General features: G+C 65.7%; 13 protein-coding genes. 5 read left to right on the top strand and 8 right to left on the bottom strand.

Translation table 11 applies throughout. The features are described 5' to 3' along the window. Positions 1–113: 113 nt before the first annotated feature. The 3 genes from M673_RS07265 to M673_RS07255 form a co-directional block, all read right to left on the bottom strand. Complete coding sequence (locus M673_RS07265; protein WP_061974893.1) at positions 114–902, bottom strand: outer membrane protein; 789 nt, start codon at positions 900–902, stop codon at positions 114–116. 487 nt (positions 903–1,389) lie between these two features. Next, entirely contained in the window at positions 1,390–1,812 is a 423-nt protein-coding gene (locus M673_RS07260; protein WP_061974891.1) for a transcriptional repressor, read from the bottom strand. Between the two features lie 217 nt (positions 1,813–2,029). Beyond that, positions 2,030–2,941 carry a class I fructose-bisphosphate aldolase gene (locus M673_RS07255; protein ID WP_061974889.1) on the bottom strand — a complete coding sequence of 304 codons (912 nt, stop codon included), beginning with the start codon at positions 2,939–2,941 and terminating at the stop codon, positions 2,030–2,032. A 202-nt stretch (positions 2,942–3,143) separates the two neighbouring features. Here M673_RS07255 and M673_RS07250 point away from each other — a divergent pair, with 202 nt between their 5' ends. Continuing rightward, entirely contained in the window at positions 3,144–3,440 is a 297-nt protein-coding gene (locus tag M673_RS07250) for a hypothetical protein (protein WP_061974887.1), read from the top strand. 117 nt (positions 3,441–3,557) lie between these two features. Here M673_RS07250 and M673_RS07245 read toward each other — a convergent pair whose 3' ends face one another. Next, entirely contained in the window at positions 3,558–4,466 is a 909-nt protein-coding gene (locus M673_RS07245) for a hypothetical protein (protein WP_061974885.1), read from the bottom strand. Positions 4,467–4,698: 232 nt separating this feature from the next. On the opposite strand from M673_RS07245, the gene M673_RS07240 reads away from it, so the two are divergent. The 4 genes from M673_RS07240 to M673_RS07225 all read left to right on the top strand — a co-directional run bounded on the left by M673_RS07240 (position 4,699) and on the right by M673_RS07225 (position 8,989). Continuing rightward, a complete protein-coding gene (locus M673_RS07240) occupies positions 4,699–6,720 on the top strand; it encodes an FUSC family protein (RefSeq protein ID WP_187301308.1) in 2,022 nt (673 codons plus the stop codon). 130 nt (positions 6,721–6,850) lie between these two features. Then, positions 6,851–7,090, top strand: a complete 240-nt coding sequence (rpsU, locus tag M673_RS07235; protein WP_061974881.1) for a 30S ribosomal protein S21 — start codon at positions 6,851–6,853, stop codon at positions 7,088–7,090. Positions 7,091–7,410: 320 nt separating this feature from the next. Further along, on the top strand, positions 7,411–8,286 hold the full coding sequence (locus tag M673_RS07230; protein WP_061974879.1) for a tetratricopeptide repeat protein: 876 nt from the start codon (positions 7,411–7,413) through the stop codon (positions 8,284–8,286). Between the two features lie 202 nt (positions 8,287–8,488). Continuing rightward, complete coding sequence (locus M673_RS07225) at positions 8,489–8,989, top strand: DUF992 domain-containing protein (protein WP_061974877.1); 501 nt, start codon at positions 8,489–8,491, stop codon at positions 8,987–8,989. 99 nt (positions 8,990–9,088) lie between these two features. On the opposite strand, the gene M673_RS07220 is transcribed toward M673_RS07225, so the two are convergent. From M673_RS07220 to M673_RS07205, 4 genes are all read right to left on the bottom strand, one after another. After that, complete coding sequence (locus M673_RS07220) at positions 9,089–9,340, bottom strand: aa3-type cytochrome c oxidase subunit IV (RefSeq protein WP_061974875.1); 252 nt, start codon at positions 9,338–9,340, stop codon at positions 9,089–9,091. A gap of 137 nt (positions 9,341–9,477) precedes the next feature. Next, positions 9,478–10,041, bottom strand: a complete 564-nt coding sequence (locus M673_RS07215; protein WP_061977714.1) for a type 1 glutamine amidotransferase domain-containing protein — start codon at positions 10,039–10,041, stop codon at positions 9,478–9,480. A gap of 174 nt (positions 10,042–10,215) precedes the next feature. Further along, positions 10,216–10,761, bottom strand: coding sequence for a regulatory protein RecX (locus tag M673_RS07210; RefSeq protein ID WP_061974873.1), 546 nt, complete (start codon positions 10,759–10,761; stop codon positions 10,216–10,218). 107 nt (positions 10,762–10,868) lie between these two features. After that, positions 10,869–11,576 (bottom strand): hypothetical protein, encoded by a 708-nt coding sequence (locus M673_RS07205; protein ID WP_061974871.1) that lies wholly within the window; start codon positions 11,574–11,576, stop codon positions 10,869–10,871. Between the last annotated feature and the right edge of the window lie 83 nt (positions 11,577–11,659).

The following is an 11,659-nucleotide window of genomic DNA, read 5'->3' as shown; positions in this document are numbered from 1 at the left end:
ACGCGGCCTTTTTCGTTGTGTGACTTCTGGCATCAACAAAAAACCCGCCGCGACTTGCGTCGCAGCGGGCTGGATAGAGGCGCCGGCCTCCGAGGAAGCCGGTCCGCCGCTTCTTAGTTGAAGCGGAACGAAGCCTTGGCCCACACGGTGTGGAAGTCCAGGTCGCTCGACGAGTTGGCGTTGAACGAGGTCTGGGTGATGCCGTTGGTGTAGGTGATCTTCGTGTCGGTCTCGCCGAGGTTGGTGTAGAGGTACTCGAGGCCGAGCGAGAGGTTCGGCGTGACGAGGTAGTCGACACCGGCGCCGACGGCGTAGCCGACGTCGTCCGAGTTGCTGTTGACGGTCGGCACGAAGCCGTTCGTCGCGCGCAGCGTGCCCGGAGCGAAGTACTTCGTCTCGGTGTCGGCGTAGGCGAGACCGCCCGTGGCGTACACGGCGAAGCGGTCAGCGGTGACGCCGAGCTTGGCGCGGACCGTGCCGACGAAGTTGATGTCGTTGGTCAGGCCGAACGAGTCGACGACGCCCGGAGCCGACGTGATCGTGTAGGTCGAGGTCGACGACGCGTCGATGTAGTTGATGTCGGCGACGGCGCCCACCAGGAAGTTGTTGATCTGGTAGTCGTAGCCGATGTGCACGCCGCCGATGAAGGCTGCGTCGTCGCTGTTGTCCGAGCCGCCCGAGAAAGCGGTCGTCGAGAACACGCCGGTGCCGGGGGTGTAGCGAACGTCGCCGGCGTCACGGTTGAAGGCCACACCGGCCTGACCACCGATGTAGAAGCCGGTCCAGCTGTAAGCCGGAGCGAGAGCGACAACCGGAGCCGCGGGCTCTTCGTACACGACGTCGGCGGCGAGAGCCGGCGAGACGAAAGCGGCCGAAGCGAGAAGAAGGGCAAAGCGTTTCATGTTCGATACTCCACTGTCGCCGGGGCGACGTTAGTGCTGCCGAGCCTTCTGGCCCGGAAGTTTTGACCCGATTGCCTCGGGGTTGCGATGATTTATGGTTCGACACCGTGCCCGAACAATGGCACCAATTTCGATACCGACCGCTGTGTGGCAGGTGGGCAACATGGCCTCAGACCGTCATCAGCGTTCGGTAAGAGAAATACCGCGACTATCTTAAGCCTTGCTTAACTCAGCCGGATCGCCCCATTCCGGTCAAACCTCTGACACAGAAAGGCTTTCCGCTGATTTTGGGAGGCCGATCACGCTTGTCGGCAGATGTAATGAAGAGTTGAAGCTCGCAATTGCGAAAGAGAGCGGGATTCTAAAATCGGCGGCTTGCCCGAAGCCGATTTCGGTCCCTTCGCCCGTCGCGTCGGCTAGACGCTAGGCGCGACGAAGACCCTGTTTGCCCCGATCACGCCCGAATCCTGCCACGATGTCGAGGCGGTCAGGAGGCCTGCTTGGCCTCGCGCCCCGATTCCACACAGGCGCTGCACAAGCCGCGCATCTCGACCGCGGCATCCCGCAGTGCAAAACCTTCGCGCCGGGCCAGATTGGCCAGCGCCTCGTCCAGGGCCGGGTCCGTCGCCTCGCTGACGCGCCCGCAGGCCTGACAGATCGAGAAGACCGCCGCGTGGTGATGGTCGCCATGATGGTGGTTGCAGGCGACAAAGGCGTTGAGGCTCTCGAGCCGGTGCACGAGATGCCGGTCCGACAAGGAGCGCAAGGCGCGGTAGACCTGAAGCGGCGCTTTCAACCCATCGCCGCGCAGCCGGTCGAGGATCTGATAGGCGGTCTGGGGACCGCAATCCTCCCGCAGCACGGTAAGGACCAGGGTCTCGTTGCGGGTCAGGCGATGTTCGTCTTTCATGCCAGGACCGGCTCCCTCGACTTCGAAGGACGGACGCCGACCGCCTAGTCCCCGAACCTGAAAAGGCGGAGGGACGCATCGTCCCCCCGCCCCTGCAGGTAGCGGTCCGCCCGCGCGAGTACAAGCACTTGCGGCGCAAGCCGCTCGAAAGCCGGAACAAAAGCCCGACGGGTCGATCGGCCGGCTGTCGCCCGCGCGCAGATGTCGTCGCGGGTCCTTAGGCGTAGGCGTCCATGACCTCGGCCAGGAGCTTAAGAGCGTCCTCGCGCGAGCGCTGGAAGGAGTTGCGGCCGATGATCGAGCCGTTGCCGCCGCCTTCGCGAATGGCGCGAACTTCGTCCATCAGCTCGTCCGTGTTCTTGGCGGCCCCGCCGGAGAAGACCACGATACGCTTGCCGGCGAAGGAGGCCTGCATGATGTGTCGCACGCGATCGGCGGCGGTCGCGATCGGGATGGCATTCTTCTCGTAGGTCGACTTGGCTTCGGCCAGATCGACATTGTCGGACGGTAGCTTGACCTTGATGATCGTGGCGCCGAGCAGCGCGGCCATGTGAGCGGCATAGGCGATGATGTCGACGCCGGTCTCGCCGGCCTTCGACACCTTGCCGCCCCGCGGATAGGACCAGACCACCGTCATCAGCCCGCGCGACTTGGCCTGCAGGGTGATCTCGCGGAGCTCCTCCATCATGCCGTAGGATTCGTCGGCGCCGGGATAGATGGTGAAGCCGACGCCGACGCAGCCGAGCCGCAGCGCGTCCTCGACCGTGCCGGTCAGCGCCTGGTCCTGCTTGGTCACCAGCGAGTTGCCGCTGTTGAGCTTGAGGATCAACGGCACCTCGCCAGCGAACGTGTCGGCGCCCTGCTCCAGGAGGCCGAGCGGCGCGGCATAGCCCGAAACGCCTGACTCGATCGCGAGCTGGTAGAGATAATGCGGGTCGTAGGCAGCCGGGTTGGGCGCGAAGGAGCGCGCGGGGCCGTGCTCGAAGCCCTGATCGACGGGCAGGATCACCACACGACCGGTGCCGGCAAGACGTCCATGCATGAGCAGACGGGACAGATTGGACTTCAGGCCCGGCGTTTCGCCCTCGTACCAGGACAGGATCTTGCGGACGGTGTCGGTTCTCAGCATCGATTTCCCCATTTTCCTTCCGGTCCGCGCGTTCGCCGGCGGCCTGAGACAGCCTTTTGCCGGCTGGGGTGAAGGGCGTAAAGATGGCGCGAGAGAGTGCAAGGTATTAAAATCGTTTGAAATTTTGGAGCTGAGGTTCAAATTCGTTGCAACTGGTTAATGCGTCCCGCGTTTCTCTTCGGACGTGACGGAGAAGACGCTTATGCAAGGGCAGACGAAGTTTCCCGCAGGCTTCGGATGCGACCCGACGCTGCTCAGCGGCGGCGAACTCAAGCTCGGCCGCACGAACGGCAGGGCCGACCTGGCATCACTAGGCGCAGCCCTTCCCGTCTCTGCCACCCGGCCTCTGAGGAGTCACCGGCCGTTGCCGAGCCGTTTGGCGGAGATCGAAGCGCAGCAGCCGCAGGTGAACTATGGCCGCTCCATGTCGGCCCTCTGGCCCTCCGCCGCGCTCGGTATAGCGTTGGCCTCGAGCCTGTATTTCCTGAATTACTTCTGACAGCGCGTCGCGAGAGAGGTCTCGCGTTCACGCTGGCGCTTCAGACAGCGAACATGAAAAAGGCGGGCCAAGCCCGCCTTTTCCTTTGATCCATTTTGACCGCACCGGTCGGAACGATCAGTCCCTGTAGTAGCCGGCGAGACGGTCCGTGCGGCCCAGGACGCCGCCGACGGCGCCGACGACGAGACCGAGCAGCAGGCCGATGAAGGCGACGAAGGCCGTGGTCGACGCCGTGTCTGCTGCTTCCGCTGCCGCCTGGCGCGCCTGCGCCATCGCCTGGTCGTACTGGCCTTGGAACTGGTTCAGGCGCTGTTCGGCTTCCTGCTGGCTGATGCCGGCCTGCGAGGAAATGGCGTTCACTGCGGACTGGCGCTGCTCCGGCGTCGCGTCGCGGCCAAGGCCTTTGAAGATTTCAGAGACGGCCGAGCCGAGATCCTGCGTGCCTGCGGCCTGGCGCGCGTTGTCGGCGGCCTGGTTGGCTTCCGTCTGCGCGGTGTTGGCGGCCTGATCGGCCTGCTGCTGACCGCGTGCCAGAAGCTGGCGTGCCTGATCGCGAAGTTGTGGCGGCAGCGAGTCAATGGAGTTCGGCACGACCGACTGTGCGGCCGAGCCGAGCGTCGAGATGGTCGAGCCCAGCGCGCCGAAGGCGTTGGACACCAGCGCCGAAACGCCGCTCGTCAGAAGATAGATGACCACGAGCGTCGAGGTTGCCCAGGTCGTGATGCCATGAAGGGCCGAGTCGCGGCGCGTGGTGGTGCCGGCGAAGCGGGCCGCCGCATAGCCGCCGACGAAGGTCGCAATCAGAACCGTGAGCGCGGTCCAGAGGCCACCGGCCGAGGAAAAGGTGCTAAGCGAAGGCGACCCATCCGCGGTGGGATCGATCGTCGCCAAGCCGATGCCCAGGCCGAGCAGCGCCAGCATGATCTGAACGACGAGCGTCAGGATCGTGCCCGCGATGATCGCGCCCCATGAGATACGGCGAGCCCCAAAACCCGCGGCTGCGCCACGATCCACAATATCGACCATTTCCTCACTCCATACTCGCGCGGCGCCTCGGGGGCGCCAGCAAAGGGCGGGCCTTCGTCAAAGGCTCCACGCAGAGGTAAATGGTCTGGAGCGCCGGGCTTCCAGATGGCGAAGCGCGTTTTTCTTTCCCGACTACCCTATCGCGCCGTCCGCCGCCTGAATGGCCTCAGATCGCGCGCCGCCCTGCCGCAAGCCGGTTGACGCAAGGCCGGCCTCGCTTCAAGCCATGGCCATGCTGCAAGCCGACCGCCCTTCTACCGGCCTATTTCTGGAACGCGTGCGCGGCCGGATCACCGGCTCCGACCCCGGCCTCGTGCGCCTGCGCATGGCCGCGCGCGTTACCCTGACCATCATCTTCGTCGGCCTGACACTGGCGGTGCTCACGGGCTTTCTGACGCTGTCAGTCGCCAGTTTCTCGGCCGGCCTGACCCTGGCCTTCCAGAATGCCGTCGCGATCAAGGACCGGACGCTGGCCGCCCGCGCACGGACGCGCCTGTTCTGCGCGCTGGCCGGTCTTGGAACGCTCGGGTTCGCTTCCGTGCTGGGAAACCGGCCTTGGCTGATCGACGGCCTGTTTCTCGCCGTCACGTTCCTCGCCGTCTATGCCCGCAAATGGGGCGTGCGGTGGAACGCGGTCGGCATGTTCGCCTTCATGGCCTGCTTCATTGGCGCTTATTTCCGGCCCGCTCTCGCTGACCTGCCCTCCGTCGCGCTGGCGCTCTGCCTTTCCGGCCTCGTCGCCCATGCGGTGCGCGAATATCTGCTGCCGGATCGGCCGGCCTTCGACTTCGCGCAGACCCTGCGCGCGGTGGAGGAGCGAATCGGCAGCATGGTGTCGCGCACTCGAGCCGGCAAGCGCGCGGGCTGGCCGCCCGAGGCGCGGCGCGAGGCGATCGCTGCCGAGCAGGCGGTGAAGAATGCCATCGCCGTCGCCGAAGGCCTGCTGCCGGACGACGCCGAAGGCGCGGCGCGCAACACGCTGGCCTCCAAGCTCGCGATCAAGCTGTTCGACCTTCACCTCGCCACGGAAACGACGCTGGCCGCCGCCCTGGAAGAGCGCGAGGGCGATGCTGATTCGGGGGGCCGTCTCGCCTCGGCCCTCGATCGGCTGGCCAAGTCCCGGCTCGACCTGCGCCGCATGGCCGGCGGGCTGAGCGCCACCGAGCTCGAAGGACCCGCGCTGGCCCTGCCCAAGGCCATGGGGCCGGCTCACGCTTGGCACAGTGAGCCAGCCTTTCGGCTGGCGTTGCAGGTGACGCTGGCCTGCGCGCTGGCCATGGCGGGTGGGCTCTGGGTGTCGGAGCAGCGCTGGTTCTGGGCGGTGCTGACGGCCTTCCTCGTCTTCGTCAACACGCAGTCGCGCGGCGACGCGGTTCTGCGCAGCGTCGATCGCGCCATCGGCACAGCAGCCGGCATCGTGGTGGGCATGGTGGTGGCGACGCTCCTGCACGGAAGCTTCGCGGCCTCCGTCGGCCTCATCGTGGCGTGCATCTTCGCGGCCTTCTATCTCGTCCAGATCTCCTACGGCGCGCTCACCTTCTTCATGACGGTGGGCCTGTCGCTGGTCTACGGACTTCTGGGCAGCTTCTCGCCCGACCTACTCCTGCTCCGGCTGAAGGAGACGCTGGTCGGCGCACTGGCGGGTACGATCGTGTCCTTCTTCGTCTTCCCGCAACGCACGGAGACCATCTCCCGGCGCGCGGTGGATCATTTCCTCGGCGAGCTCGACCGGCTGCTGGAGGTATTCTCGGAGAATCGGCGCGGCAATGCCTCGGCCTGGAAAGTGCTGGCCGTAACGCGAGCGCTCGACCGGCGCCATCTCGACATCGTGGCCGCCGTGCGCCCTCTGGAAAGCGGCTGGATCTCCGCCCCGCGCCGCCGCCTCGTGCGCTTGGGCCTCCTGCGTCTGGCAGCGCTGGCCTATTGGGGCCATCGGCTCGCCAGCACGGCGGCCGAAGCTGGCGCGCCCGAACGCCCGGCCGACGCGCCGGACCCGCTCGATGGGACGATCGCCCAGTGCCGGGCCGACATCGCGGCCCTGCGCTCGGGCGTCGGGCATTTTTTCCGCCAGACGGGCTCGGTCAACCTGTCGCCGTCCGACGCGCTGACCGATAGAAGAGACCCGGCGGCGCAGGATGCGACCCTTGCCTTGCATGCCCTTCGCCATATCCTCCGTCAGGCGCTGGCCGAGCCGGACGGTGGCGGCAAGGGATCTGCGGGCGGCGGACCAAAGAGCCGAGCGGAGGAGCGTTGACGCTCGACAGCGGCTCGACCTTCTGATATGGAAGCCGCCACGATGACGGGAAGACAGCTTCCCGCGGGAGGCGCGGCGTGCACCGCCGTCCCTCCGCGCAACTTTTGAACCCTTGGAAACGGATCATTCTGTGCAGGTACTCGTTCGCGACAACAACGTCGATCAGGCTCTCCGCGCTCTCAAGAAGAAGCTTCAGCGGGAAGGCGTCTTCCGTGAGATGAAGATGCGCAACTTCTACGAGAAGCCCTCGGAGAAGCGCGTTCGCGAGAAGGCCGAGGCGGTTCGTCGCGCTCGCAAGCTGGCTCGCAAGCAGGCTCAGCGCGAAGGCCTCGTGGCCGGCGGCCGCGCCAAGCCGGCCGTTGCGCGCTAATCGCACGGCTCGCGTTTTATAAGCATTGAGAGAGGCGACGCGGCAAAGGGCTGCGTCGCCTCTTCCCGTTTGGGACCGGCCCCGCTCGGCGAATGGAGGCGCGACGCTCACTGCTTGCGTTTTGGCTTGCGCCGACCGAGTTGCCAAACGGCATCGTGATTCCGGGCGCCTTGCCATTCGCGTCGGCCTGTGGCCGGGTCCGCACAAGCTTGTTCCCTTATTCTGGCGCGCCGGCCCGAGGCCCTTGTCCGAGCCAGCCACAAGACCATCTCGCTGGATTCGTCCGGCTTTGATCGCCGTGCCTTGAAGGAAGTCGCCGCGTGTTCAATCTCACGAAGACCTGCTGGACGAAAGCCCGTCCCCTCGCCGCCTTCCTCCGTTCGCCGGGCATCCTGCTCGCCGCCTCCGGCCTCGCCCTTTCGGCCTGCCAGACCGGGCCGGCGCTCCAGTCGATCGCGCTCGATCAGGCGCAGGGTTCCTCGCAGAACCTCTCGTCGCTGACCTCGGCGGTGAACGCCGATCCGAGCAATCCCGAAGCTTACAACGTGCGCGGCATCGCCTATGGCCGCTCGGGCGACAACGATCGGGCGATCAAGGATTTCTCGACCGCGATCCAGCTCGATCCGAAGTTCTACCAAGCCTATGCCAACCGAGCGCTGGTGCTGCGCCAGATGAACAAGAATCCGGAAGCGGTGGCGGACTACAACCGCGCGCTCCAGATCAACCCGAACTACGACACGGCCTATATCGGACGCGGCAACATCTACCGCGTCGCCAATCGCAATCGCGAGGCGCTGGTCGATTTCCAGAAGGCGATCGACCTCAACACGACTGATCCGCGCGCCTACCACAATCGCGGCCTTCTTTATCAGCTCGACGGCCAGCATCGGCAGGCGATCGAGGATTTCTCGACGGCGATCTCGATGGACGCCAATGCGCCCGAGCCCTATTCCGGCCGCGCCATCTCCTATCTCGCGCTGAACAATGTCGAGGACGCGACGGACGACATCAACCGCGCCATCCAGCTCGACGGCAAGCGCGCCGAGTTCTGGGCCAACCAGGGCCTCGTCCTGGAAGCGCGCGGCGATAAGGCCAAGGCCTATCGCTCCTTCGCCCATGCCGCGCAGCTCGACCCCAACTACCAGCCGGCCAAGGACGGCGTTTCGCGCACGCGCGGCTCGGCCCCCGGCGCCTGACGCCAAAGGCTTCCAGCCTCCGCAAAGACCCGACCCGCCGACGCAGCAGCCGCTGCGCCGGCGGGTTTTTCATTAGCCAATCCGGCGACGGTTCGTGACCTCTGTTAATCTTTGTGAACGAAATCTTTCCGCAGCGCGAAACCAGAGAGCGACCTAAGGGGTTGATGCGATATAGTCTTTGTCAGCACGAGTATCGCAGACCATGAAACTCCCCCTCACAGCCGCGCTCGGCGCGCTCGCCCTCGCCGCCTCCATCGCGCCCGCTTCCGCCGGCGCCAAGGTCGGCACCCTCACCTGCCGCAGCCAAGGCACGATCAACCAGATCGTCACGTCCAGCGAGACGGTGCTCTGCACCTATGCCCCGTTCGGCCGCCTCAAGGCGACCGAGACTTATGTCGGGACGCTGGACACCTACGGCATTGATCTCGGCATTACCGGGCGCACCCGCATGGTCTGGTCGGTCCTCGCGGGGAGCTTCACTAGCGGCGAGCCCCAGTCACTGGCCGGCCGCTACTATGGCACCAGCATCGACGCCTCCTTCGCCGCGGGCTTCGGCGGAAAGTCGCTGATCGGCGGGCCGGATCGCGGCTTCACGCTGCAGCCGACCAGCCTGCAGATCCAAGAAGGCGTCAACGCGACGGTGGGTGTCGCCCGACTGACGCTGGAAGACGCAGGGTCGGCGGGCGTCGTCTACAAGCCCTGATCCACCACCAACGAAAAAGCCCCGCCGCGATCGCTCGCGGCGGGGCTTTTTCGTTTGAAGGCCATTGCTTGAGAACGCTACGGCCGGAGCCGCGCACCGTCAGTGCTTCATCGTGACTTCGTCGCCCTTCAGAACGGCGAAATGCAGAACCACCATGGTGATGATAACGCTGAGAACGCTCATGATGACGCCGGCCCCGACAATGAGGCCCATCAACATGCCGATCAGAATGGCGATGATGCCGGCCGTGCCGTATTTCACCAGCCAGAGAAAACCGAGATAGGTCTTCTGATGCTCGCGGTAGTCCATCGGCGCGCTTTTGCCGACCTCGAAACCCGAATGCTCCGCCATGCTTTCCTCCCCCGCGATCGCTCAAAGCTTGTCCCTGAATAGCCAAAAGCGGGAGGCCGGGCAATCGAGCTGACGCATGGATGCGAAAACGGGGCGCCCGAAGACGCCCCGCCATTAGAAATCTTCTGAGACCGTCGTCAGGCGGCCTGACGCTTCTCGTGCCGACCTTCCTCGACCTCCTCGATGATCTTCGCCACGAAGGCGTCGAGATCGCCGGGGTTGCGCGAGGTGATGAGCGCCTGATCCGTCACCACGGTCTCGTCGTGCCAGCGACCGCCCGCGTTTTCGACGTCGGTCTTGATCGACTTGAAGGACGTGACGTCGCGCCCCTTGATGACACCAGCCTCGATCAGAAGCCAGGGCGCATGGCAGATCGCGGCCAGTGTCTTCTTGGAATTGTAGAAATCGCGGATGAAGGAGACCGCCTGCTCTTCGGCGCGCAGCTTGTCAGGGTTGATCTGGCCGCCCGGCAGAACGAGCGCGTCGTAGTCGGACACGCTCACATCCGACAGCACCTTGTCGATTGGCACGCTCTTGCCCCAGTCGGTCTGGTCCCAGCCCTTGATCTCGCCGCTCTTGAGCGAGACGACATGCACGGTAGCACCGGCTGCCTTCAGCTTTTCCAGCGGAACCGTCAGCTCGGACTGCTCGAAACCATCCGTGGCGAGAATCGCGATCTTTGCCTGTTTGATGCTCGGCATGGGAAAATCCTCTTGCGTATTGGCGGCCCTTTCGGATGCTGCGAAGCGCCGCTCGCGGCGCGGCACCACAGGGCCGTTCGGGGAGCTAACGGAGGCGATTCGGGATGGTTCCCCGAAAGTGGCGCAATCGATCGCGCCGCAGTCTCGCTTGCACGATCGAATAATGACCGTTGTTCAGAACGTGTCCGGCTCGGGCTCGGCGTCGATGGCGGCCATGGCGACGGAGTACGAAAAGCCCGCGCGCATGAGAGCGGCGATGTCCTTGTCGCGCCGCTCGGCCCGGCCGCTGGTGCGATGCGGCCCGAGGCGGCGGCGCTTGGCCAAGGCCCTGGCCGCGCCCTCCTCGTCCGTCTCGTCGGCTTCTATCACGCTCGCCACCGTCTCGCGATCTACGCCCTTCTCGCTGAGCTTCATCGCGCTGTGGCGGCGCGAGGCGCCGCGCCGGCGAAGGCTGGCGAGCTTGGCCTCGGCGAAGGCGCGATCGTCGAGCAGCTTCAGCTCCACGAAACGCGCGACCGTCTCGTCCACCAGCCCGGAAAAGGCCGACGCGTCCTCGCCGCGCAGCATAGCGCGCCGCGTCACCTTGCGCGCCAGGACGCGCTTCAGATGCGCCGTGCTGGCGGCATAGCGCTCGAGATAATGGGCGGCGGCTCGAAAAAGCCAGTCGGCCGTGATCGGCTTCGGGGGCTTGGGCTCGTCGGTGGGACTGGGGCGGCGCATGAGCCGATCTATAGGGCCGATGCGGGCCTACACCAAGGGCATAGCCCGACACGAAAAAGGCCGGCGCTCGCGCACCGGCCCATTCCAGAAAGGATCGACATCGACTATCAGGCGGCGCGGGCGTAGCCGCTCTCGATGTGGCCCGTGCCCTGCGAGCCGAAGCGCTCGCCCAGAAGGCCGACCTCATAGGCCAGCATCGTGGCCTCGGTGCGGGCGCGGTCTAGGCCCGAAACATGCTCTTCGGTGAGGTTGAACAGCGTACCGCCATGGAGGAAGGACGCCTCATAGGCGGCGCGCTGCACCAGCCCGGTTTCCAGGCGCGGGGTGGGCGAGCGTTCGATCATCGTCTCGATGGTGCGCGCGATACGGCTCGGAATGGTGGTCACGGCGCTGGCGACGAAGGCCCAGTCGCGGTCGCGTCGGCCCTTGCCCATTTCCATGCGCAGAAGCTGGTCCGTGGCGAGCGCGGCATAGGCCGAGAGCGGCGAGAAGCGCACCGGGATCAACGCCCGGTCGGCAAGGCGGGCACCGGCGCGTAGGAGATCGGCATTGTCGCCGGCATCGATGATCGCGACTTCGCCGCGACGGCGCGCAGCGCGTACCAGACGCTCCAGCGCCATTTCGTCGTCGGCCACCTCGACCGTGCAGCGCTCGGGGCGACCGGGCTTGGTGCCCCATTCCACGAGGTCCTTGTCACGCGCCGCGTCGATGAGCACGACGGGAATGTCCGCCGCCGAGGCAACGCCCGCGAGCGCCAAGGCCAGGGTGGAGGAACCGGAGGTCTTGAGAGATCCGATGGACAGAACGGGGATCATGGCATGCCTTTTCACAAGGCGCGCAAAAGCTCTGCCGCACGGGAGCTGTGGCGTCGCGCTGGGTTGAAACAATCGGTTTGAGG

The sequence above is a fragment of the Aureimonas sp. AU20 genome (assembly GCF_001442755.1).
Taxonomy (GTDB): Bacteria; Pseudomonadota; Alphaproteobacteria; order Rhizobiales; family Rhizobiaceae; genus Aureimonas.
The sequence above is the reverse complement of the archived record's forward strand: the minus strand, read 5'-3'. Positions and strand labels throughout refer to the sequence as shown.